Source organism: Streptomyces sp. So13.3 (genome assembly GCF_005860785.2).
Lineage (GTDB): Bacteria > Actinomycetota > Actinomycetes > Streptomycetales > Streptomycetaceae > Actinacidiphila > Actinacidiphila fildesensis.
The window spans coordinates 8,162,309-8,184,626 of sequence record NZ_CP048835.1 but is presented as its reverse complement, the minus strand read 5'-3'; the positions used below and the strand labels follow the sequence as shown (position 1 = coordinate 8,184,626).

The 22,318-nt window shown below is 70.2% G+C and carries 18 protein-coding genes; 10 read left to right on the top strand and 8 right to left on the bottom strand.

Annotation, left to right across the window (positions count from 1 at the left end; genetic code table 11):
• Positions 1–40 precede the first annotated feature (40 nt).
• Positions 41–1,831 (bottom strand): cellulase family glycosylhydrolase, encoded by a 1,791-nt coding sequence (locus tag C8250_RS36515; RefSeq protein WP_138354253.1) that lies wholly within the window; start codon positions 1,829–1,831, stop codon positions 41–43.
• A gap of 378 nt (positions 1,832–2,209) precedes the next feature.
• Between C8250_RS36515 and C8250_RS36510 the strand changes: the two genes are divergently transcribed.
• From C8250_RS36510 to C8250_RS36495, 4 genes are all read left to right on the top strand, one after another.
• Positions 2,210–3,439 carry a glycoside hydrolase family 6 protein gene (locus tag C8250_RS36510; RefSeq protein ID WP_138354220.1) on the top strand — a complete coding sequence of 410 codons (1,230 nt, stop codon included), beginning with the start codon at positions 2,210–2,212 and terminating at the stop codon, positions 3,437–3,439.
• Between the two features lie 437 nt (positions 3,440–3,876).
• Complete coding sequence (locus C8250_RS36505; RefSeq protein ID WP_138354221.1) at positions 3,877–6,225, top strand: AbfB domain-containing protein; 2,349 nt, start codon at positions 3,877–3,879, stop codon at positions 6,223–6,225.
• 317 nt (positions 6,226–6,542) lie between these two features.
• The gene (locus C8250_RS36500; protein WP_187145132.1) at positions 6,543–7,391 is read left to right on the top strand and encodes an alpha/beta fold hydrolase; all 849 of its coding nucleotides are present in this window, start codon (positions 6,543–6,545) and stop codon (positions 7,389–7,391) included.
• 61 nt (positions 7,392–7,452) lie between these two features.
• Complete coding sequence (locus tag C8250_RS36495) at positions 7,453–8,025, top strand: hypothetical protein (RefSeq protein WP_138354223.1); 573 nt, start codon at positions 7,453–7,455, stop codon at positions 8,023–8,025.
• Here C8250_RS36495 and C8250_RS36490 read toward each other — a convergent pair.
• Both C8250_RS36490 and C8250_RS36485 read right to left on the bottom strand, forming a co-directional pair.
• Positions 7,990–8,439: an RNA polymerase sigma factor gene (locus C8250_RS36490; RefSeq protein ID WP_138354254.1), complete on the bottom strand. Its 450-nt coding sequence runs from the start codon at positions 8,437–8,439 to the stop codon at positions 7,990–7,992. The genes C8250_RS36495 and C8250_RS36490 overlap by 36 nt on opposite strands.
• Before the next feature lie 228 nt (positions 8,440–8,667).
• Positions 8,668–9,138 carry an SLATT domain-containing protein gene (locus C8250_RS36485; RefSeq protein WP_244809593.1) on the bottom strand — a complete coding sequence of 157 codons (471 nt, stop codon included), beginning with the start codon at positions 9,136–9,138 and terminating at the stop codon, positions 8,668–8,670.
• A 165-nt stretch (positions 9,139–9,303) separates the two neighbouring features.
• On the opposite strand from C8250_RS36485, the gene C8250_RS36480 reads away from it, so the two are divergent.
• Positions 9,304–9,576, top strand: a complete 273-nt coding sequence (locus C8250_RS36480; protein ID WP_138354225.1) for a GlsB/YeaQ/YmgE family stress response membrane protein — start codon at positions 9,304–9,306, stop codon at positions 9,574–9,576.
• Between the two features lie 57 nt (positions 9,577–9,633).
• On the opposite strand, the gene C8250_RS36475 is transcribed toward C8250_RS36480, so the two are convergent.
• Positions 9,634–11,232 (bottom strand): Na+/H+ antiporter, encoded by a 1,599-nt coding sequence (locus tag C8250_RS36475; protein ID WP_138354226.1) that lies wholly within the window; start codon positions 11,230–11,232, stop codon positions 9,634–9,636.
• 68 nt (positions 11,233–11,300) lie between these two features.
• Here C8250_RS36475 and C8250_RS36470 point away from each other — a divergent pair, with 68 nt between their 5' ends.
• From C8250_RS36470 to C8250_RS36460, 3 genes are all read left to right on the top strand, one after another.
• Positions 11,301–11,561, top strand: a complete 261-nt coding sequence (locus tag C8250_RS36470; protein ID WP_138354227.1) for a UBP-type zinc finger domain-containing protein — start codon at positions 11,301–11,303, stop codon at positions 11,559–11,561.
• A 476-nt stretch (positions 11,562–12,037) separates the two neighbouring features.
• The gene (locus tag C8250_RS36465; protein ID WP_187145131.1) at positions 12,038–13,300 is read left to right on the top strand and encodes a serine hydrolase domain-containing protein; all 1,263 of its coding nucleotides are present in this window, start codon (positions 12,038–12,040) and stop codon (positions 13,298–13,300) included.
• Positions 13,301–13,473: 173 nt separating this feature from the next.
• The gene (locus C8250_RS36460) at positions 13,474–14,868 is read left to right on the top strand and encodes a DUF1254 domain-containing protein (RefSeq protein WP_138354229.1); all 1,395 of its coding nucleotides are present in this window, start codon (positions 13,474–13,476) and stop codon (positions 14,866–14,868) included.
• Between the two features lie 228 nt (positions 14,869–15,096).
• On the opposite strand, the gene C8250_RS36455 is transcribed toward C8250_RS36460, so the two are convergent.
• From C8250_RS36455 to C8250_RS36445, 3 genes are all read right to left on the bottom strand, one after another.
• Positions 15,097–15,654: a PadR family transcriptional regulator gene (locus C8250_RS36455; RefSeq protein WP_138354230.1), complete on the bottom strand. Its 558-nt coding sequence runs from the start codon at positions 15,652–15,654 to the stop codon at positions 15,097–15,099.
• Positions 15,655–15,758: 104 nt separating this feature from the next.
• Entirely contained in the window at positions 15,759–17,780 is a 2,022-nt protein-coding gene (locus C8250_RS36450) for an NADPH-dependent 2,4-dienoyl-CoA reductase (RefSeq protein ID WP_138354231.1), read from the bottom strand.
• Positions 17,781–17,910: 130 nt separating this feature from the next.
• Entirely contained in the window at positions 17,911–18,819 is a 909-nt protein-coding gene (locus C8250_RS36445) for a LysR family transcriptional regulator (protein WP_138354232.1), read from the bottom strand.
• Positions 18,820–18,924: 105 nt separating this feature from the next.
• Between C8250_RS36445 and C8250_RS36440 the strand changes: the two genes are divergently transcribed.
• A complete protein-coding gene (locus C8250_RS36440) occupies positions 18,925–19,584 on the top strand; it encodes a helix-turn-helix domain-containing protein (RefSeq protein ID WP_138354233.1) in 660 nt (219 codons plus the stop codon).
• Between the two features lie 27 nt (positions 19,585–19,611).
• Positions 19,612–20,358: an SRPBCC domain-containing protein gene (locus C8250_RS36435; protein ID WP_138354234.1), complete on the top strand. Its 747-nt coding sequence runs from the start codon at positions 19,612–19,614 to the stop codon at positions 20,356–20,358.
• Between the two features lie 86 nt (positions 20,359–20,444).
• Here C8250_RS36435 and C8250_RS36430 read toward each other — a convergent pair whose 3' ends face one another.
• Positions 20,445–22,130, bottom strand: a complete 1,686-nt coding sequence (locus C8250_RS36430) for a discoidin domain-containing protein (protein WP_138354235.1) — start codon at positions 22,128–22,130, stop codon at positions 20,445–20,447.
• Between the last annotated feature and the right edge of the window lie 188 nt (positions 22,131–22,318).

Here is a 22,318-nt window from a genome sequence, read left to right as displayed (position 1 = left end):
TGTGCCGCCCCACGGAAGCCGGTCAGGAGCGCTGAACCGGTCAGGACGCGGTACAGGTCAGCGTGGGCGACGTGTTGGTGCCGCTCCAGGTGCCCTGGATTCCGAAGGAGGTCGACGCGCCGGGAGCGATCACGCCGTTGTACGCGAGGTTCGCGGCACTCACCCCCGTACCGGACTGCTGGACGGCCGCGTTCCAGAAGCTGGACACGTGCTGCCCGTCGGGCCAGGTCCAGTTGACCGTCCAGGACCTACTCGGCGCTGTCCCCGAATTGGTGACGGTGACGGTGGCGTTGAAGCCCGGGGTCCACTGGCTGTCGACATGCCAGCCCGCCACGCACCCGGACCCCCCGCCACCTCCGCCGGAGGCCGTGGTGGCGGTGACGGCACCGGACGCGGGCGAGGCGTTCCCGGCCGCGTCATGGGCCTTGACGGTGTAGACGTACGCGGTCGACGGGGTCAGACCCGTGTCGGTGTAGGTGGTCCCGGTACTGCTGCCGGCCAGCGCGCCGCCACGGTAGACGTCGTAGCCGGTGACGCCCACGTTGTCGGTGGCCGCGCCCCAGGAGAGGGAAGCGGTGCTGCTGGTGGTTCCGGTGACCGCGACGTTCGCGGGAGCACTCGGCGGCTGGGTGTCGCCGCCTCCGCCGCCGGAGCCGAAGGAGGGCGCCTTGATGCTGCTCAGATAGGCGTCCTTGGCGGTGTTGACGCTGGTCCAGTCGTCGTTGAGGATCCCGCCGGTGTCACCGGAGTTGGGGTTCCAGGACCAGAACGTCCACTGGAAGGCGTCGCCCCCGTACTGGGCCGTGGGCCGCAGATACTGCACCAGCGTCCTGAGCCAGGTCTGGTCCACGGAGGACTGCAGGGTGGTGCCGAACTCCCCCAGCCAGACCGGGGCGGTGTTCTGCTGGAAGAGATAGCCCCAGTTCTTGTTCCAGATGCCCGCCATGTTGTTGGGGAAGGTGGGGTCGCTGAACCAGGTCTGGGCGAAGACGCTGGTCGCGTAGTCGTGCGCGGAGTACACGAGCCGGTTGGCGACGTTCAGCCGGACCGGGTTCTGGCCGGCGCCCTGCAGGTTGCCGCCCCACCAGTACGAGTCGCCGTTGTAGGTCTGGATGCCCTCGACGAAGACGAGGAGGGACGGGTTGGCCGCGAGCACCGCGTTCCCGCCGCGCTCGGCCGCCAGCCGCCAGTCGACGGAGGTGTCGCCGCAGCCCCAACAGGCCGGATCGTGCGGTTCGTTGTGCAGATCGATGCCTATGACGGCGGGGTTGCCCCGGTAGCGGGTCGCGAGGGCGGTGAGGTCGCCGATCCAGGTCGACTCGGGGACCGCGCCGGTGTACCAGAGCGCCGACTGGGCGCTGGAGTCGGGACGGTGCCGGTCCAGGATGACCTTGAGGCCGATCGTCCCGGCATAGTTGACGATCTTGTCCATCACCTGGAGCGACGTCAGACCCGGGAGATCCGCGTTCATGCCGCCGGAGGTGTTGATGCCGTTCGGGACGGTGCCTTTGAAGATGTCGTCGCTGTACGGCAGCCGGATCGTGTTGTAGCCCAGCGACTTCATCTGGTCGATCATGCTCTTGTAGTCGCGCGACCAGAGGCCGTGCGGCACGTAGTTGGCGGTCTCGAACCCGAACCAGTTCACTCCGGCGATCCGGACCGGCTGGTTGGCCGCGTCCAGGATCTGCCGTCCGCTGGTGTGCCAGTAGCCCGCTCCGACGGCGGCTGCGGGTGCGGCTGAGGGTGCGGCGGGCTCGGTACGGGTGGGTAAGGCGGTGTCGGCGGCCTGCGCGCCCTGGGTTCCGGCGAGCGGGATGAGCAGCGCGGCCATGACCGCGACGGCGGTGCCGGCCGTGCGCAGTCGGCGCAAGAGATGGAACACGTCCCTGGTCCTCTCTGACGATTCAGCTCTTCTGACAGTTCAGCTCTGACGGTTTCAGCTCGGGATGGTGCGGCCCTGGTGGTGCGGCTCTGATCATTCACGTGTGGGAGCGCTTCCACTTATCTCGGAACTTCACCTCCGCAATCCGCGTCAAGGGACTGGTCAGGAGAAGGGATCTGCGGCACGATTCCTTCAGTTTTCATAGCAACGAACGACCACAGTGGCCCCGCGCCATAGAAGCGACGCCTGCAGACGGCGTCAAGATGCCGAACAGCGTTCATTTCTTGAACGAACATTCCTGATGCGAATCGAAGAGAAGTGGGCACGATGAACCGAAAAAATGTGGGAGCGCTCCCATATATCCGTCGTTGGACCACGTTCCTCACCGCCACGGCGGCCGCCACAGCGACCGCGCTCTGTGTCCTGTCCACTCCGGCCTCAGGCGCCACCACCACGACCGCCGACCACTCGGTCCCGGCCGCCACCCGCTTCTACACCGACCTCGACAGCAAGGCGGCGCACCAGGCGGTGGCCGACCTCAGGGCGCACGACTACGCCGGCGCCCTGTCCATGGCGAAGCTGGCCTCCTGGCCGGTCGCGCAGTGGTTCAACGGCACGAGCACGCCCCAACAGACGACCGCCGACATGGCGAAGCTGCAGGCCAAGGCCGCGTTGCAGGGCCAGGTGCCGGTGGCGGTGGCCTACAACGTGCCGGGCCGCGACTGCTCGCAGTACTCGGCGGGCGGCGCGTCGAACTCCACCGAGTACGCCGCGTGGATCGACGCTCTCGCCCGCGGCATCGGCAGCCACCGCACCGTCGTCATCCTGGAACCGGACGGTCTGGCACTGAGCCCGGCTTATTGCGGCGGCACCGCCGCCCAGCAGACGGACCGCATCGCCGAGATCCGTGCCGCCGTCCAACGACTGGAGCGGCAGTCCGGCGCGGTCGTCTATCTCGACGCCGGGCACAGCGCCTGGCAGAACGTGGGGGTGATGGCCGGATTGCTGGTCGAAGGCGGTATCGCCCAGGCACAGGGCTTCTTCCTGAACGTCTCCAACTACCAGACCGACGCGGACCTGATCCGTTACGGCACCCAGGTCGCGCAGTGCACCTGGTACCTGCGCAACGTTCCCGGTGCGACGGGCGGCGACTGCGCGAACCAGTACTGGCCGGCCGCCGACGCGGACGCCTGGCACGCGAGCCATGTGCCCGCCGCGGCCGTGCTCCCGCACTTCGTGATCGACAGCAGCCGCAACGGCCAGGGCCCGTGGACCCCGACCGCCGACTACAGCGACCCGCAGACCTGGTGCAACCCTCCAGGACGCGGACTGGGCACCCGTCCGACCAGCAACACCGGCGTCCCGCTGCTCGACGCGTTCCTGTGGATCAAGGTCCCCGGGGAGTCCGACGGCAGTTGCACCCGCGGCACTTCGGGAACCACCGATCCGGAGTACGGCATCACCGACCCGGCCGCCGGCGTCTGGTGGGCGGACCAGGCCCACGGTCTGGCGGAACGGGCCCGTCCAGCCCTGACCTGGAACCTGGGTCGGCCGTAAACCGGTACGCGGTGCGGCACACCTGACCGGACCGCACCGCGTGCCTCCAGGCCCCCCCGGCGTTCTCAACGCATCTCCCCGCACCCGGCCACCACCAACGCCACCCCGTCCGACCGGACCCTCGCGGTTCCGGTCGGACGGGGTGGCGTTGCGCTTTACATCGTTAAATGACAACGACGGACCATCCCGCCCCTGTACCGACGGTAAAACTCCAGGCCGCGCCGGTGCCGCACCCTTGCCGGGTCCCCCACAACCCCCGTACCGCAGTGGCTGATTGCTGCCGGAGGTCTGGACAGTGACTTGGCGGCGTGCTGTCATTCCGCTGGACATGGCATTTCCAACGTTAGAAGAACTGCTTCCAACACCCCCTGCCACAGAAGGACTTGCACGGCACCGACGGACCCAGCACGGCCCACCCCCACGAAGGAGCCGCTCTGATGAAACGCCCACCCGGCACCGGGAACCCGCCCTGGCGGCGCCGGCTCGTCTCCGCGTTCGCGGTCCTGGCGCTCGCCACCGGCGCGCTGGCCGCGCTCGGTCCGGCGCCGGCCAGTGCCGCCACCTGGTCGCCGAAGCCCTCCCCCATGACCACCCCCTGGACGAACCAGGTTTCGGTCGACAACCCGCTGCCCGAGTACCCCCGCCCCCAGCTCACCCGGCCCGACTGGGCCAATCTCAACGGCATCTGGGATTTCGCCGTCACCGGCCGTGACGCCGGCCAGCCCGCAGTGTTCGGCGAGCAGATCCGCGTCCCGTTCGTCGCCGAGTCCGCACTTTCGGGCATCCAGCGCAAGATCACCCAGAACGACAAGCTCTGGTACAAGCGCACGTTCACCGTCCCCTCCACCTGGAACGGCCGCCGCGTACAGCTCAACTTCGGCGCCTCCGACTGGCAGACGACGGTGTGGGTCAACGGCCGTCAGGCCGGGGCGGTGCACAAGGGCGGCTACGACGCCTTCAGCTACGACATCACCTCGCTGCTGACCGGCGGTTCCAACACCGTCGTGGTCTCCGTCTACGACCCGACCCAGACCGGCGGCCAGGCCGTCGGCAAACAGCGGATCAACGATGTCGCCCCGCACCCGGGCGGCGGGATCTTCTACACCGCGGCCTCCGGAATCTGGCAGACCGTCTGGCTGGAGCCCGTCGCCGCCGCGCACATCACCCGCGTGGACATGACTCCGAACCTGGCGAACAACACGCTGCGCGTCACCGTCAGAGGCGACGGCATCAGCGGCCAGAGTGCCAGGGTCACCGTCTCCGCCGCGGGCGGCACGGTCGGCACCGCGACCGGACCCGTCGGCACCGAGTTCTCCGTCGCCGTTCCCAACGCGCATCGGTGGAGCCCGGACGATCCGTTCCTGTACGACGTGCGCGCCGATCTCACCAGCGGCGGCGCGACCGTCGACTCGGTCGGCAGTTACACCGGGATGCGCTCGATCGCGCTCGCCAAGGTCGACAACATCATGCGGCCCGTCCTGAACGGGAAGTTCGTCTTCCAGAGCGGCACCCTCGACCAGGGTTTCTGGCCCGACGGCATCTACACCGCGCCGACCGACGCCGCGCTCAGGTCCGATCTGCAGGCGCACAAGGACCTGGGCTTCAACATGGTCCGCAAGCACATCAAGGTCGAACCGCAGCGCTGGTTCTACTGGGCCGACCGGCTCGGGCTGCTGGTGTGGCAGGACATGCCCGCCATGGACACCGGCAAGTCACCGGACAGCGCGGCGCGTGCCCAGTGGGAGACCGAGTTCCACGCCGTCATCGACCAGCACCGCAGCTCCCCCGCGCTGATCCAGTGGGTGGACCAGAACGAGGGCTGGGGCCAGTACGACCAGGCCCGTATCGCCAATGACGTCAAGGCCTACGACCCGTCCCGCCTCGTCGACAACATGAGCGGCGTCAACTGCTGCGGCTCCGTCGACGGCGGCAACGGGGACGTCGTCGACAACCACAACTACGTCGGGCCGGGGAACACCGCTCCCAGCCCCACCCGTGCCGCCGTGCTGGGTGAGTACGGCGGGCTCGGCTTCAAGGTGGCGGGCCATGAGTGGTATCCGGGTGGCGGTTTCAGCTACGAGGACCAGCCGACCCTGACGGCCCTCAACGACCGGTTCACCGGGCTGCTGGACGCCATCCGCCTCAACCAGCTGCCCGCCGGCCTCTCCGCGTCGGTCTACACCGAGATCACCGATGTCGAGAACGAGGTCAACGGCCTGCTCACCTACGACCGCCAGGTGATGAAGGTCGACGCGGCCCGGGTGAAGGCCGCCAACCAGGCTCTGATCAACGCGTCCCTCAACCCGCCGCCACCGGTCGTCCTCCCCGTCGGCCAGTACAAGTCCCTGCGGGTCACCACACCGGGCTTCACCAACCGGTATCTGCGGCACACCAACGCACTGGCCTACACCGAGGTCGTCGACGGCAACAGCAGCGCGGTGCTGAAGAGCGACGCGACGTGGAAGATCGTCACCGGCCTCGCCAACAGCGCCTGCTACTCCTTCGAATCCCGCAACTTCCCCGGCGAGTTCCTCCGCCACCAGAACTTCCGGGTCCGGCGGGATCCCGACGACGGATCGGCGCTCTTCAAGGCCGACGCCACCTTCTGCGCCGTCCAGGGCAACGGCGGCGTCCGGTTCTCGGCCGCCAACTACCCGGGGAGCTATATCCGGCACATCAACGCCGAGGTCTGGCTGGCCACTCCGGGCGGCGGTCACACCTGGGACAACCCGGCCACCTTCACCGAGGACACCACCTGGGCCGTCGACCCGCCCTGGGCGCCGTGAGCTGACCACGACGCCGAACCACGGGACGCCCTGACCGGCGGCTGGAAGGGGTTCGCCTCCCTTCTCACCCCTCCAGCCGCCACCCGGCGCCCCGCGTGTGACCCACCGCACACGGAAATCCGGGCGGCCCGGGGATTGCACGGACCGCCGCCGCCCTCTCCACCGGCACAGGGACAAAGGCACAACACACGGAAGGCGGTCCCATGCCGGTCCAGAGGACACCCGGAGCCCGCACACCGCGGACGGCCGGAACAGCGACACCGCAGGAGACGGCCGGGGGGACGTCGTCTCCCCGGCCCTACCCTCCCGTTCCGGGAGTGCGCCATCACCACGTCACGGTCGACGGCGTCCGGTTGCACTACGCCGAGGCCGGCGACCCGGGCGCACCTCCGGTGCTGCTCGTCCATGGCTTCCCCCAGCACTGGTACACCTGGCGGCACCTCCTGCCGGGACTGGCCGGCGAGTACCGGCTGATCTGCCTGGACATGCCCGGCTTCGGCTGGTCGCAGGCGTCATCCGGCGGCTACGGCACGGACCGGCGGGCGGCGGACCTCGTCGCGGTGCTGGACGCGCTCGGGCTGGAGCGGGTGCGGCTGCTCGCCCATGACTGGGGCGCCTGGGCGGGGTTCCTCGCGTGCGCCCGGTCTCCCGAACGCTTCAGCCACTTCCTGGCGCTGAACATGGTCCACCCCTGGCCGACCCGCCGGAACACCCTCCGGCACGCCTGGCGCTTCTGGTACACCGTGCTGCTGGAGTGGCCACCGCTCGGCCGTCAGGTCCTGCGGCGCTGGCCCGCCTTCACCCGCTACTTGTTGCGGCGCGGGGTGGCCGACCGCGCGGCCTGGCGCGCGGGCGAGATCGAGGAGTTCGCCACCGCGGCCCGGCAACCGCACAGCGCGCGAGCCGGTGAGGGGATCCACCGCGCGTTCGTGGCGCACGACATCGCGGCCCTGCGCCGCAAGGAGTTCCATTCCCTGCGGCTGACGGTCCCGACCGTGATCCTGGCGGGAGAGCGCGACGTGGTCATCCCGCCGGGGCTGCTGGCGGGCGGTGAGCTCTTCGCCGACGCACTGGCCGTCGAGGTGCTCCCAGGGTGCGGGCACTGCCCGCAGCACGAGCGGCCCGAGCTGGTCGTGGCGGCGGCCAGGCGTTTGTTCGCGAGCTGAGTTGATGCGACGCTCTCCCGCAGACCGTGCGAAGGGGAGCCGATCCGATGGGCGATGCCCGATGAGCGACGACGCCGGCTGGCCGCAGGCCGGTCTGGATCCGCTGCGGCGTCTGAAGGTGGTCGCGGGGGCCTCGAAACACGCCTTTTACGTCGAGCACCACTTCGACGCCGCCCCGGACCAGGTGTGGGCGGTGGCAGCCGACCTCGAGGGCGAACTGCCGCACCTCATCCCTGGGCTGCGCTCGTTCACCGCCGAACGGGCAGCGGACCGGCGGACTGCGGATCGGCGGGCCGACGACGACCGACGGGCAGCCGACGACCGACCGTCCGACGACCGGCTGTCCTTCCGGGCGGTGAGCGTTCTGGGCCACCGGGAGCGGTTCGAGGTCGTGCTGCGGCCGGGCTGGTGTCTGATGCAGAGCCGGCTGCTGGCCGGTGGCATGGCCGCGGTGCCCGAGGGGACGGGCACCCGGTTCGCCTTCTTCAGCGCTTACCGCTCCCCAGCCGGCGCCGCACTCCAGTGGCTGCGCCGGCCCGGGGCGCGGGCGCGCGGCGCCGCCCTGATGGCCGCACTGCAGGGGCGGATCGACGCACGGTCACTTCCCGGCGCCGCCCCAGGCGCCCCGGAATGACCTTCTGGCACGGAACAGCCGGGATCTGACGGTCCCCAGCGGTACCGCGAGCACCCGCGCCACTTCCTGCTCGTCCAGCCCCTCGACGTGACGGAGCATCAGGACGGCGCGTTGCTCGGGCGAGAGTCTGCGCAGCACATCCCCGATGTCCTGGGCGAGTTCCGGGTCGCCCCGCGCGGGCAGTTCTGACAGTTCCGCCGGCACCGTCCGCTGCCGCTGTCCGGCGAGGCGGACGGCTTCACGGACGGCGATCACCCGTACCCAGCCGAAGAGCGCCGCGGGCTCCTTCAACTGCCGGATGTGACGGAAGACCGCGATCAGCGCCTCCTGCGCCGCGTCGTCCCCGTCCTCCAGGGCCACCGGGCCGCAGATCCGGCCGACGTACGGGGTGAGGACGGTGAGCAGTTCGTCCATCGCCAGCCGGTCGCCGCGCTGCGCGCCCGCCACCAGCAGGGCCAGTACAGCCGGATCCCGCTCCCCCGCACGGCTCTCGCCGGCTTCCTCCGCCACTGCGCCCCCATCGGCCGGGGCCGACTCTAACACCGGCTCCGGGCTGCCCTGCGAGGGCCGTTCCCGCGGTGTTCAGTGCCTCCGACGCACGTCAACCACCGTTCCGGCGGGCCGGGATCACGCCACCCGGGCTCACACGATGCCCGGGCCCGCGTCCGAACCCGACCGCGCTCCACGCCGGTGGACGGCCCAGCTCTGGATCTCCGCGGCCGAGACGGCCTCGATCGCCTCCACCAGCACCCGGCGGGCGTCGGCGTCCCGTTCGTCCTCCGGCAGCAGCCGGTACCGCTCGACGGCTGGGCGCAGCCGCGACCAGGACTCCGCGGCCAGCACGTAGCGCTCGGTGTGGTTGAAGACCTGGCGGAACCCGCCGATGAAGACGGCGATTCCCGCCACGGTCGCCGTGACGGCGGCGGGTGCCTGGATTCCGGCCGCGACCACCGTGGCGGAGCCCGCCGACAGCGCGCCCAGTTCGGTGGTCCAGTGCCATCTGCGGGCGCCGTCACGAGTGCGCGCGTACCAGTCCAAGTCCGTGAGGGCGTAGGCCAGTACGGGGTCGTCGGGAGCCGGTGGCGGGGCGGGCGTCCGTCTGCGTATCAACACTCGAACATGTTGCCCCGCGATCGGGGCAGGCGGAACGCATCAGGGAAGACCGTTGTCCGAAGTGGCACCCGGGAACCCCTCGCACCTGGGCTGCGTCCCTTTCAGTGCGGGGAGGGGAGTGGGTCGGCCCCGCGGAAGTGGTACGTCGAAAGGAAGGAACGCACCATGGGCATTCTCGCCTGGATCGTCCTCGGACTCATCGCCGGGGTCATCGCCAAGGTCCTGCTGCCCGGACGTGATCCCGGCGGCATCATCATCACCACGCTGATCGGTATCGCGGGCGCGTTCGTCGGTGGCTGGCTCTCCGCCCGCCTCCTCGACAAGCCCGTCGGGCACCAGTTCTTCGACCTGGCCACGTGGGGTGCGGCCATCGGTGGCTCGCTGGTCCTGCTGATCCTCTACCGGATCTTCTTCGGCGACTCGCGCGCACGCCGCTGACCTGCGCGGCACCCCAGCACCCCAGCACCCGCAGCACTCGCCGCCCCCCGGCCGCCGTCAGCCCGTCTCCTCGCGGTAGGCGGCGGCCTCCTCCAGGTCCAGTCGGCGCAGCAGCGTCCGGAGCATCTCGTCATCGATGCGCCGGGCGTCGCGCAGTTCCACGAACACCTCGCGTTCGGCCCCGATCATCTGCCGGGCGAGCCGCCGGTAGGTGTCGTCCGCGGACTCCCCGGTGGTCTCGTTGACCGCTCCCAGCCGCTCCCACACGGCGTTGCGCCGCCGGTCCATGACGGTGCGCAGCCGGTCGGCGAGCGGCTGCGGCAGGTCGTTCCGCCCCTCGGCGAGCAGTTCGTTGAGCAGGCGTTCCGCGGCGGCCGAGGCCTCGCTCTGGGCCTGCGCCTCGGCGAGCGTCTCGGCGCGTACGTCGGGGGACGGGATCTTCAGCCAGCGGATCAGCGGCGGCAGGGTGAGGCCCTGCACGACGAGGGTGGCGATCACGGTGGTGAACGTCAGGAAGAGCACCAGGTTGCGGGCGGGGAAGGCCTCGCCGTTGTCCATCGTCAGCGGGATCGAGAAGGCGATGGCGAGCGAGACGACGCCGCGCATCCCGGCCCAGCCGACGATGACGGGCCCGGTCCAGTTCGTGTCCGCTTCGCGCTCCCGGATGCGGGACGAGAGCTTGCGAGGCAGGAACGTCGCGGGGAAGACCCAGGCGAAGCGGGCGGCCACCACGACGACGAAGACCGCGAACGCGTACCAGATGGCCTCCCCCACCCCGTATTCGCCGAGCCCCCCGAGCACCACGCGCAACTGCAGCCCGATGAGGGCGAAGACCGTCGACTCCAGGATGAAGCCGACCATCTTCCACACCGCCGCCTCCTGGAGCCTCGTCGCGAAGTCGACCTGCCAGGAGCGGTGTCCCAGGTAGAGCCCGACGACCACGACGGCGAGCACCCCCGAAGCCCCGACGCGTTCGGCCGCCGCGTAGGCCACGAACGGGATGAGCAGCGACAGGGTGTTCTGGAGCAGCGGCTCCTTCAGATGGGTGCGCAGCCAGTGCAGCGGCACCATAAGGATGAGGCCGACGACGACACCGCCGGCCGCGGCGACGCCGAATTCCCTGATGCCCTCGCCCCAGGTGGCTCCCTCCCCCACGACGGCGGCCAGGGCGACCTTGTACGCGGTGATCGCGGTCGCGTCGTTCACCAGTGACTCGCCCTGCAGGATCGTGGTGATCCGGTTGGGCAGCTTGAGGCGCCGCGCGATGGCGGTGGCGGCGACCGCGTCGGGCGGGGCGATCACGGCGCCCAGCACCAGGGCGGCGGTCAGCGGCAGGTCGGGCACCACCAGATAGGCGACGTATCCGACGGCGATCGTCGCGAACAGCACATAGCCGACGGAGAGCAGCGCGACCGGCCGCGCGTTGGCCCGCAGATCGAGGTAGGAGCTGTCGAGGGCGGCCGTGTGCAGGAGCGGCGGCAGCAGCAGCGGCAGCACGATCTCCGGGTCGAGGGTGTAGTCGGGGATGCCCGGCACATAGGACGCGAGCAGCCCGGCGGCGACCAGCAGCAGCGGCGCGGGCACGGGCGTGCGGCGGGCCGCGGCCGCGATCACCGCACTGCACGCGATCAACATCAGCAGTGGCATGGCATCCATCAGCTTCGGCCCGTTCCCATCTCGTTCGCGTTCTTCGAATGCTCTTCACTCGCTCTAACCTGGCAATCATGAGCGAGTGCCCGCATGTTCCCGACCTGCCGCGCCTCGAGCCGGCTCCGCTGAGCGACACCTGCCTGGAGTGCCTGGCCGTGGGCAGCCATCCGGTGCAGCTCAGGCTATGTCTCGTCTGTGGCCATGTCGGCTGCTGCGACTCGTCGCCGTACCGGCATGCCACGGGGCATTTCGAGGAGACCGGGCATCCGGTGATGCGGAGCTTCGAGCCGGGCGAGAGCTGGAGCTGGTGCTTCGTCGATCTGCACCTGGTCTGATTCCCGGCATCCAGCGGCAGCGGCAGGGACCCGGGCCCGCTGTCCGGGCTGGTTCTCCGGGCCCGCACTCCCGGACCGTTCTCCGGGCCCGTTCTCCGAGCCTGTTCTCCGGGCCCGTTCTCCGAGCCTGTTCTCCGGGCTCGTCCGGCGCTGTGGGCGGTGCGCCCTGGGACAGCAGCAGGCCCGGCAGGTTCGCACGGGGGTGGCGGCCTGCCGGGCCTGTGGAACAACGGTAGCGAGGCGACACGCGTAATTTCGACGTCTGGCCCGTAACCCGTGCTGCGGATACACGTCACGGCGCAGGCACGCATTAATCCCGCGGATCGCGCGCCGAAATGTCCTCGCCAACCGGTTGGCCGAATCCTGCCGGTGACATTCGGGGTCTGTCAACGAGTGGAGCCATCGACGGCGTCCTGCCCCACGCGGCACACAAGCCGCGCACTGCAACTGATTCCGTACCGATGGAGAGGAACTCCATGTCGAAACTCCACTTCGGCCGGGGCGTACTGGGCCTGACGGCCGCGCTCGCGGCGGGCGCGACCCTGTTGGCCGGGCCCGCGACCGCCGCCACGGCCGCGCCCTCCCCCGCACCGCACTCGGCGCCGGGGCTCCATACCGGGCATGCCGCCACCCAGGCCGCCCTCGACGGCACCGTCGCGGCGGGCGCTCCCGGTGTACAGGCTCAGGCGCAGGTGGGCGGGGACACCTGGTTCGGTGCTGCGGGCACCGCGGATCTGTCGTCCGGGCGTCCGTTCCGCCCCGGTGACGAGTTCCGGATCGGCAGCATCACCAAATCGTTCGTCGCGACGGTGCTGCTGCAGCTGGAAGCCGAGAAGAAGCTGAGCCTGGACGACACGATGGACCGGCTGCTGCCGGGCGTGGTCCAGGGGAACGGCAACGACGGCCGGCACATCACGCTCCGTCAGGTGCTCAACCACACCAGCGGTCTCTTCAACTACACGGAAGACTCCGCGGTCCGGACCCGGATGGGCGGTCAGGGATTCCTCGACCACCGCTATGAGACATACCGGCCGCAGCAGATCGTCGCGATCGCCCTCGCCCATCCGCCGAACTTCGCACCGGGCACGTCCTGGAGCTACTCCAACACCAACTACATAGTCGCCGGCATGGTGGTGCAGAAGGTGACCGGCCATTCCTACGCCCAGGAGATCGAACGGCGGATCCTGCGGCCGCTGGGACTGCGCTCGACCAGCGTTCCCGGCACCTCGCCCACGATTCCCGGACGCCACGGCCGCGCCTACTCCGTGCTCTTCGCCCAGACACCCGACCGGCTCTACGACGTCACCGAGTTCAATCCGTCGCTGGCCGGCTCTGCGGGCGAGATGATCTCCACGACCGCGGACCTGAACCGCTTCTTCAGCGCTCTTCTGCGCGGCCGGCTGCTCCCCGCCCACCAGCTCGACGAGATGCTCACCACGGTGTCGACCGGCCCGGACACCCCCGATCTCCGGTACGGCCTGGCCATGATGTCCGTACGGCTGCCCTGCGGGGTGACCGTCTGGGGCCATGACGGCGGGATCTTCGGTTCCTCCTCGTCCGCAGCCACCACCCGCGACGGGCGGCACAGCCTGTCCTCCAACGTCAACGCGGACTGGGTCGAGAGCCCGGTCGCTCCCGTGGTGCCGGAGTTCTGCCCGTCCTCTTCCGCCACCTCCCCGACCACCGCATCACCCGCCACCGCTTTCCGGACCACCCTCGCCCGGACCACGGGCTTCTGACGGCACACCGGTCCTGGTCACGGTCACGGTCACGCGACGGCGTGACCGGGATCGGGACCGGGACCGGGACCGGGACCGGGACCGGGATCGGGATCGGGACCGGGCCGTTCCGGCGCGCCGGGGTGGCGCGGGCTCCGGCTGCGACCTGCGGATTCCGCCCCTAGGCTCGGTCCATGGACACGCCTGCGGCCCACCCAGGACGGCTCGGCTCCGTAGTCATGGACGGTGAGCTCCCGCGCCGCGAAGACCTCGGCATCGTCTTCGACGAGCTCGACCACCAGATGGCCACCCAGGCGTATCTGTGGGCGCTGCCCCTGGTCTCGTACGCGCAGTGGCAGCGGGTGCACACCGACGAGTTCGGGGCGGGACCCAGCGATCTGGTCCACTACGAGAGCTATCGCGACCGGCTGGGCCTGCTGACCGCCAACGCCACCACTCCCTACGTCCTCGGCTTCATCGACCTCGGCATCACCGGACCGCTCGTGGTGGACCTGCCGGCCGGGCCCACGGCGGGCGGCGTGTCCGACTTCTGGCAGCGCGAGATCGGCGCGATGGGTGAGATGGGCCCCGACCAGGGCGAGGGCGGGCGCTATCTCATCGTCCCCCCGGGCCAGGAGGTGCCCGACGACGCCGACGGCTACCACGTCCTCACCGCGACGGGCATGAACGTGATGTTCGGCTTCCGCACCCTGGGGACCGACGCCGCGCAGGCCCAGCAGCTGGTGGACGCCGTAGGGCTCTACCCCTACGCGCACCGCGACGCGCCCCCGCCGACCAGAGTGCTCTCGCCTGCCGGCCGGACGTGGTCCGGTGTCCAGCCGAGGAGGCTGGAGTACTGGGAGCGGCTGCACGAGATCTACCAGTCCGAGATCGTCGACGAACGCGACCGCTTCTTCCTCGCCATGCTCCGGCAGCTGGGCATCGAGCAGGACAAGCTCTTCACCCCGGACGAGCGGATGACACGCATTCTCACCGAGGCTGCGGCGGCCGGCGAGCTGATGGCGCAGGCGAACGCGTTCGCCAAGCGGTTCCCCGGCTCCCTCCATTGGCCCGACCGGCAGTGGGACCTCGTCCTCATGCTCGACCGCTCCGACCAACGCGCCGCCGGCTACGACCAGCTGCTGGAGCGGACGGCCTGGTTCTACGAGGCGGTCAGCTTCTCCGCGGCCATGAAGAGCCGGACCCCTGGGCTCGGCCAGGCCTACCTGGGCACCTACACCGACGCGAACGGCCGCTGGCTCGACGGCGCCCGCCGGTACACCCTCCGCGTGCCCGCCGACCCGCCCGCGAAGCTGTTCTGGTCGGCGACGGTCTACTCCGCCGACACCCGCTGTCTGATCGACAACCCACAGGAGCGCGGCGACCGCGGATCGCGCGACCCCGAGCTCGAGTACAACGAGGACGGATCGGTCGACCTGCACTTCGGACCGGAGGCCCCGGCCGGCCGCGAATCCAACTGGGTACAGACCGTCCCCGGCCGCCACTGGTTCTGCTACTTCCGCCTCTACGGCCCCCTGGAGCCGTACTTCGACCACACCTGGAAGCTCAACGACATCCGCGCCGATTGAGATCTCCGACCGGCATCCCTGGCTGAGGCCCATCAGGGCGTCAGAAGGAGGAGCTGGTCGTCAGGTAAGACCGGTAACTGATGACGGCGGGGATGGGCACATTGAGCTTCCCGGCCGTCGTGGTCAGGGTCTCCTCCTGCCCGAGCACCTGGCCGGTGCCGGCGCTGACGATGAAGGTGTATCGGCATCAGCCCGGATCATTACGGCCCGACCGGGCCGTGGTCGACGTCAGCCCTCGTCGACCTCGTCCGCGGTGTCCGGCCCACGGAACTCCGCCAGCGACTCGGTGAGCCACTCGATCCAGAACGTCTCCAGCCCGATCCCCGCGCGCAGCACCAGATGCCGCAATCGGTCCTCGCCGCTGGGGTCCCCGGCGGCGAAGTCACGTTCCTCGATCGCGGTGTACTCGGCCAACTGCCGTCGGTGGTCCGCGAGATGACGTTCCAGCTCGGGTTCGAGGCCGTCCCGGCCGACGACCGCCGCCGCGCGCAGGCGCAGCAGCAGGGCGTCGCGGATCGGCTTGGGATCCTGGCTGGTGGCCACCCAGGTGGTCAGTTCCGCACGGCCCGCGGGCAGCACCTCGTACTCGCGCTTCTGGCCACGGGACGGCGACTGGGCGAGTGCGTGGATGAGGCCGCCCTGCTCCAGCTTTCCCAGCTCGCGGTAGATCTGCTGGTGGGTGGCGGACCAGAAGAAGCCGATCGAGCGGTCGAACCGACGCGTCAGCTCCAGCCCCGAGGACGGCTTCTCCAGCAGAGCGGTGAGGATGGCGTGCGGCAGCGACATGGTCTTACGGCGCCTCTCTGGGACCCGGTCGTCCGGCCGGGGCATCCCGGCCGGACGATGGACGTACTGGGAGGCATCCTAGGATCGGCGCCGCCGGCGCGCCGTCAGAGCGCCGCCGCCAGCTCGGTGCCCTGGCGGATCGCGCGCTTCGCGTCGAGTTCGGCGGCGACGTCGGCGCCGCCGATGAGGTGCGCCGAGTGCCCCGCCTCGCGCAGCGCCTCGTACAGGTCGCGGCGCGGCTCCTGGCCGGTGCAGAGCACGACGGTGTCGACGCCGAGGACCTCGCTCCTGCCGTCGACCGTCACATGGAGGCCGGCGTCGTCGATGCGGTGGTAGGTGGCGCCGGCGACCATCGTGACGCCGCGGTGCCGCAGTTCGGTGCGGTGGATCCAGCCGGTGGTCTTGCCCAGCCCCGCGCCGACCTTGCTCTCCTTGCGCTGCAACAGGTGCAGGCTGCGCGGCGAGGTGGCCCGCTCGGGCTTGCGCACTCCGCCCCGCGTCTCGTAGCCGGGGTCGATCCCCCACTGGCGGAAGAAAGCCTCGGGGTCGAGGCTCGCCGCGTCGCCGCCGTCGCTGAGGAACTCCGCCACGTCGAAGCCGATACCGCCGGCGCCGAGGATCGCGACGGACTGCCCGACGTGGGCCCCGTCGCGCAGCACGTCCAGGTAGCTGAGGACGCTGGGGTGGCCGACTCCCTCGATGTCCGGGGTGCGGGGGACGACGCCGGTGGCGAGCACGATCTCGTCGAACCCTTCGGCGGTGAGGGTGTCGACGGTGACGGTGGTCTTCAGCCGGACGTCGACGCCGTGGAGCTCCAGCTGCTCGCGGTAGTAGCGCAGCGTCTCGTTGAACTCCTCCTTGCCCGGGACCTTGCGGGCGATGTTGAGCTGTCCGCCGATCTCGGTCGCGCCGTCGAAGAGGGTGACCGCGTGCCCGCGTTCGGCGGCCGAGACCGCGAAGGCGAGTCCGGCCGGCCCCGCGCCGACCACCCCGACGCTCTTGCGGCGCCTGGTCGGCTGCAGGATCAGCTCGGTCTCGTTGCAGGCGCGGGGGTTGACCAGGCAGGACGTGATCTTCCCGCTGAACGTGTGGTCCAGGCAGGCCTGGTTGCACCCGATGCAGGTGTTGATGGTGGCCGACTGCCCGCGCCGGGCCTTGGCGACGAAGTCGGGGTCGGCCAGCAGCGGGCGGGCCAGCGACACCATGTCCGCGCAGCCTTCGGCGAGCAACTGCTCTGCCAGTTCAGGGGTGTTGATCCGGTTGCTGGTCACCAGGGGGATGCCCACGGAGCCCATGACCTTCTTCGTCACCCAGGTGAAGGCGCCGCGCGGGACGGAGGTCGCGATCGTCGGGATACGTGCTTCGTGCCAACCGATGCCGGTGTTGATGATGGTCGCGCCGGCCGCCTCGATCTCCTGGGCGAGAGTGATCACTTCCGCGAGGGTGGATCCGCCCGGTATGAGGTCGAGCATCGAGAGCCGGTAGATGAGGATGAAGTCCGGGCCGACCCGCTCGCGGACCCGGCGTACGATCTCGACCGGGAAGCGGATCCGGTTCCGGTACTCGCCGCCCCAGCGGTCCTGCCGCTGGTTGGTGGGTGCCGCGATGAACTCGTTGAGCAGATATCCCTCGGACCCCATGATCTCGACGCCGTCGTAGCCGGCGAGCTGCGCGAGCGCGGCCGCCCGTACGAAGTCCTCGACGGTCTGCTCGACCTCGTCCTCGGTCAGCGCGTGGGGGGTGAAGCCGCTGATGGGCGCCTGGAGGGCGCTGGGCGCGACGAGATCGGCATGGTGCGCGTACCGGCCGAAGTGCAGGATCTGCATCGCGATCTTCGCGCCCTCGCGGTGCACGGCCGCGGTCACCGCGGTGTGCTGCTCCGCCTCGGCCTCCGTCGTCAGCTTCGCACCGCCCTCGTACGGGCGCCCCGCGTCGTTGGGGGCGATCCCGCCGGTGACCATGAGGCCGACGCCGCCACGGGCGCGGGTGGCGTAGAACTCGGCCATCCGCTCGAAGCCGCGGGGCGCCTCCTCCAGACCGACGTGCATCGAACCCATCAGCACCCGGTTGGGCAGGGTGGTGAAGCCCAGGTCCAGCGGGCTCAGCAGGTGGGGGTAGTCGCTCATCAGGGGGCCTCCTCGCGCGAACTCTTAGCGCAAGTTCTAGACGAGTCGAGCCGATTATGCAACAAGTTGCATAGAGGGGGGCGGCCACCTCGTGGGCCACGAGGTCGAGGCGGGAGCATCCTCCGCCGGCTCAGGCCGGAGCATCCTCCGTCCGCTCCGGCAGCGCGGCGCGGGCCTGCCGGACCAGGGCGCGGGCCGCCGGGCCCGACGGCCCCTCCGCGCGCCAGGCGAGCGCGAGGCGCCCGCGCAGCTTCGGCCGGACCAGGTTCACCGCGTGCAGTTCACCCGGGTAGGAACGGGCGAGCGACTCGGGCAGGATCGCCACGCCCAGCCCCCGGATGGCGAACTGCGCGAGGACGGTGGGATCCGCCGCCTCGAACGCGATCCGCGGCCGGAAGCCCGCCGCCGCACAGGCGAGGTCGACCACGGTGCGCAGCCCGGTGCCGCGCGGCAGGCACATCAGGGGACGGCCGGCGAGGGCGTCGAGCGTGATCGAGGTCCGGGCGGCCAGCGGATCGCCGGGGGCGACGGCGACGACGAACGGCTCGTCGACGACGACCTGCACCCCGATCCCCGGCGGGAGCTCGCCCGCCAGGCTGACGACCGCAACGTCCAGCCGCCCGGTGAGCAGCGCCTGGAGCAGGTTGTCCGAGGTGTCCTCGATGAGGCCGATCTCCACCGCGGGGTGGCTGTGATGGAAGTCGGCCAGCAGCCCGGCCAGGTCGACGGCCTGCCCGAGCGAGGTCACGGTGCCGACCGCGACATGCCCGCGGACCAGGCCGGCCAGTTCTTCGACGGCCTGCCGGGCGCCGGCGACGGCGGCGAGCGCCGCCCGCGCGTACGGCAGCACCGCGGCGCCCACGTCGGTGGGCCGGACCGTGCGGCCGGAACGGTCCAGCAGGTCCTGTCCCAACTCCCGTTCCAACTGCCGGATCTGGGCGCTCACCCCGGGCTGCGCCACATGGAGCTTGGCCGCGGCCTTGGTGAAACTCGCCTCTTCGGTGACCGTCACGAGGTATTCCAGCTGGCGCAGTTCCATAACCCGGAACGCTAGCAGTAGCACCGTCCAGACTCATGGCTTATGGACTCCTCCGACAAGAAGATACGTCTGGACAAAAATATTTGTCGGTGAGAGCCTGGAGCCATGTTGGACGTGACAGTGATCGAGGACCCGGCAGCCGCCGAGGTCTCGCTTGCGCCGATAAGGGCCCGGCTCCTCGCCGAGCTGATGGAGCCCGCCTCGGCGACCATGCTTGCGGCCCGGGTCGGCCTGCCCCGGCAGAAGGTGAACTACCACCTCAAGGCGCTGGAGCGGCACGGCCTGATCGAGCTGGTCGATGAGCGCAGGAAGGGCAATGTGACCGAGCGGATGATGCGCGCGACGGCGGCGTCGTACGTGATCTCGCCGCTCGCGCTGGCCGCGGTGCAGCCCGATCCGGCCCGCTCCCGTGACCAGTTCTCCGCCCGCTGGCTGCTCGCGGTCGCCGCGCGCCTGGTGCGTGACGTCGGCACGCTGCTCACGGGCGCGGCCAAGGCTCGCCGGCCGCTCGCGACCTTCGCGCTGGACGGCGAGGTGCGCTTCGCCTCCGCCGCCGACCGGGCGGCGTTCATCGAGGAACTGGCGGCCGGAGTCGGCGCGCTGGTTCTGAAGTATCACGACGCGTCGGCGGAGGGCGGCCGGGACCACCGTGTGGTCGTCGCCGTCCACCCGACCGTCAAGATGCCGGCGGTCGGCCCGGCCGAGTCGCTGCCCGCCGCGGACGAACGCACCACGGCCGCATCCCCCACCGACAAGCCCGTATAGCCCGCATAACCCGTACAAGGAGTCACCATGTCCAAGGAATTCGAGATCATCCGGGAGTTCGAGGTCCAGGCGACCCCCGAGCAGGTCTGGGAAGCGCTCACCGAAGGTACGGCCGGCTGGCTGTGGCCGATGGAGTACGAGCACCGCGAGGGCGGCGCGGCCCCGTTCGGCGGCACCGTGACCGCCTGGGATCCGCCGCACCGGCTCACCGGCCGGGTGGAGAGCCCGGAGGGCGTGGAGAACCAGACGTTCAATCAGCTGGACCACGTCATCGAACCGCGTGAGGGCGGCCGCGCCTGGGTGCGCTATGTGCACAGCGGCATCTTCGTCGACGACTGGGACAACCAGTACGACGGCGCCAGCAAGCACACGGACTTCTATCTGCACACGCTGCGGCAGTACCTCGAGCACTTCCCCGGACTGACCCCGGTCTACGCCGCGGTCGAGGGCCCGACGGCGTCCGGTGCGCCGGACGCGTTCACCGTGCTCGGCAGGGCGCTGGGGCTGCCCGACGACGCGGCGGCTGGCACCGCGGTACGGGTCGGGCTGCCCGGCCCCGACGCGGTCGACGCCGTGATCGACTACCGCAACCAGTACTTCATCGGCCTGCGCACCGCCGATTCGCTCTACCGCTTCTTCGGCAGGAACGCCTTCGGCGGAACGGTCGGTGTCGTGGTGCACCGGTTCGGCACCGGCCATGACGCCGACGCCGAACCGGGCGTGAAGGGGACCGAAGCCACCTGGCAGAACTGGATCGACGGAGTGTTCGCCTGACGGCCTCCGGTGAACGCGCCGGAATGAGCCGCCAGCCGCCCTCAGGACCCGTAGACCTGGAACCGGGATGAGCCGTCAGCCGGCCCTCAGGACCCGTAGACCTGGAATTCGGCGACCTGCCCGGCCGGCCACCCCGTGTTGGCGGTGAAGCTGAGCCGCAGATAGCGGACGGTCGCGGTGGCCGCGAAGGTGATGGTGGCCTTGTTGCCGGTGGCCGGGTCGAAGGTGTAGCCCGCCGGGCCGGCCACCGTGGCGAAGTTCGAACCGTCGGTGCTGCCCAGGACGGAGAGCGTCTGGGTCCTGGCTCCCCAGGCGGTGGCCGGCGGCACGGACAGAACGACGCGCTTGGCGCCGGTCGCGGCACCGAGATCGACCTGGAGCCACTGCGGGAACGCGTTGTTGGCGCTCTCCCAGTAGCTGTTGGCGTCACCGTCGACGGCGTTGCCCGAACCGTAGCCCTGCGTGTGGCTGCTCTCCGACGTCGGCCGGTGCAGCGCCAGGTTGGTGTCGACGGGAGGGGGCCCGCCGCTGGTGACCGGGGCGGTCGGGCGGACCGGGGTCAGCGCGAGCTGCCCCTTGAGCATTCTGCCGCCGTCGGCCGTGAGCCGCAGATAGTAGTCCGCCGAGCAGGCCGTCCCGTCCTCGTCCAGCCCCAGCAGGCCGGAGCCGACCGGGACGGTCGCCGACGTCTCGGCCGTCTTGGCGATCTGGTTGCCCTCGTTGTACTCGTCGAACATCGAAATGTAGATGCCCTGGGCGCCCGCCCGGACCACGTTGTAGAACTGCCGCCACATGAAGTCGCCGTGCGCCCGCTGCCGTCCGCCGACGTCGCCGGGGAGCACGCACGGTTGGTAGTCGATGCCGTGGGCGTTGCAGTCGGCCTGGTCGGGCACGGTGCACAGGTCGTAGAAGTGGTCGGAGTCGCCCGCGTTGCCGATCCGGCCCACCATCCACGGGGAGAGCATGTGGAAGGCGCGGTAGACGTCGAGGTACCCGGGCTTTGAGTCGTTGACCCCGGTCCGCCAGTACGTCGGGACGCCGCCCATGACGTAACAGCCCTGGCTCTTGAACCAGTTGACGACGTCGAGGCAGGCCGCCGGGGACCAGGGGTGGTTGTCGTCGGCGAAGCCGAAGCCCCAGATGCCCACGACCGGCTTGCCGTTCTGCCGCGCGTACGCGGCGGAGGACGTCAGCGCCGACATCTTGGCGGTCCAGTCGGCCTTGATCTCCGGCTGCATGTTCGCCCAGCCGCTGACGTCGTACATCACGTAGAACTTGCGGTCGTTGGCCTCCGCGGCAGCCCTGACCTTGACGGCCATCGCGTCGCGGGTGGCGCCCTCGCCGCCGTTCGGGTTGAACCGCTGCAGGGCCGCGGTGTCACAGCCGTTCTGCCGCATCGACAGGAAGTGGGCGTTGACCGTCTGCTGGTCGTAGGAGGAGAAGAGCGTCGCGGGCTGCCCGTTGCCGAGGTTGCCGTAGGCGGTCCGGTAGGCGCCCGTGTAGTCCCGCATGTCGGGCCATGCCCTGATCGCGTTGTTGGACGGGGACGGCGGCTGGGACCAGTTCTGGCTCCAGTGCCACCAGCCGTTGATGGGCGCTCCGTCACCGGGGGCGGCGAACCAGCCCTGATAGCCGACGGTGATCTTCCCGACCACGTCTCCTGGAGGGCTCGCGGCAACGGCCGCCGCCCCGAGCGTCCCGGTGGCCGGCAGGGCGCCGAGGGCGACTCCCGCCGTCACCGATCCGATGAACACCCGGCGTGAGATCCCCATGTGGACTCCTCCCGTTGTGCACGGTTGCGCGCCGTTGACCGGTCAGCGGCAGATCGTAGCCACGGCGAAACACTGCCGCAATAGAGCACGCAGGATGAGCAATATATGTGAAGAGATCTGCAAATTAGGCCCACTTGCAGCTCGCAACGGGTGGAGTGCAGCATTCCGTCCAGCGTTTACCCCTCGAC

Bases quoted from the DNA above. Each gene is read 5' to 3' on its own strand.
- C8250_RS36515 (WP_138354253.1), bottom strand. From the start codon at position 1,831: ATGGCCGCGCTGCTCATCCCGCTCGCCGGAACCCAGGGCGCGCAGGCC.
- C8250_RS36510 (WP_138354220.1), top strand. From the start codon at position 2,210: ATGAACCGAAAAAATGTGGGAGCGCTCCCATATATCCGTCGTTGGACC.
- C8250_RS36505 (WP_138354221.1), top strand. From the start codon at position 3,877: ATGAAACGCCCACCCGGCACCGGGAACCCGCCCTGGCGGCGCCGGCTC.
- C8250_RS36495 (WP_138354223.1), top strand. From the start codon at position 7,453: ATGAGCGACGACGCCGGCTGGCCGCAGGCCGGTCTGGATCCGCTGCGG.
- C8250_RS36490 (WP_138354254.1), bottom strand. From the start codon at position 8,439: ATGGACGAACTGCTCACCGTCCTCACCCCGTACGTCGGCCGGATCTGC.
- C8250_RS36480 (WP_138354225.1), top strand. From the start codon at position 9,304: ATGGGCATTCTCGCCTGGATCGTCCTCGGACTCATCGCCGGGGTCATC.
- C8250_RS36475 (WP_138354226.1), bottom strand. From the start codon at position 11,232: ATGGATGCCATGCCACTGCTGATGTTGATCGCGTGCAGTGCGGTGATC.
- C8250_RS36470 (WP_138354227.1), top strand. From the start codon at position 11,301: ATGAGCGAGTGCCCGCATGTTCCCGACCTGCCGCGCCTCGAGCCGGCT.
- C8250_RS36465 (WP_187145131.1), top strand. From the start codon at position 12,038: ATGTCGAAACTCCACTTCGGCCGGGGCGTACTGGGCCTGACGGCCGCG.
- C8250_RS36460 (WP_138354229.1), top strand. From the start codon at position 13,474: ATGGACACGCCTGCGGCCCACCCAGGACGGCTCGGCTCCGTAGTCATG.
- C8250_RS36455 (WP_138354230.1), bottom strand. From the start codon at position 15,654: ATGTCGCTGCCGCACGCCATCCTCACCGCTCTGCTGGAGAAGCCGTCC.
- C8250_RS36450 (WP_138354231.1), bottom strand. From the start codon at position 17,780: ATGAGCGACTACCCCCACCTGCTGAGCCCGCTGGACCTGGGCTTCACC.
- C8250_RS36445 (WP_138354232.1), bottom strand. From the start codon at position 18,819: ATGGAACTGCGCCAGCTGGAATACCTCGTGACGGTCACCGAAGAGGCG.
- C8250_RS36440 (WP_138354233.1), top strand. From the start codon at position 18,925: ATGTTGGACGTGACAGTGATCGAGGACCCGGCAGCCGCCGAGGTCTCG.
- C8250_RS36435 (WP_138354234.1), top strand. From the start codon at position 19,612: ATGTCCAAGGAATTCGAGATCATCCGGGAGTTCGAGGTCCAGGCGACC.
- C8250_RS36430 (WP_138354235.1), bottom strand. From the start codon at position 22,130: ATGGGGATCTCACGCCGGGTGTTCATCGGATCGGTGACGGCGGGAGTC.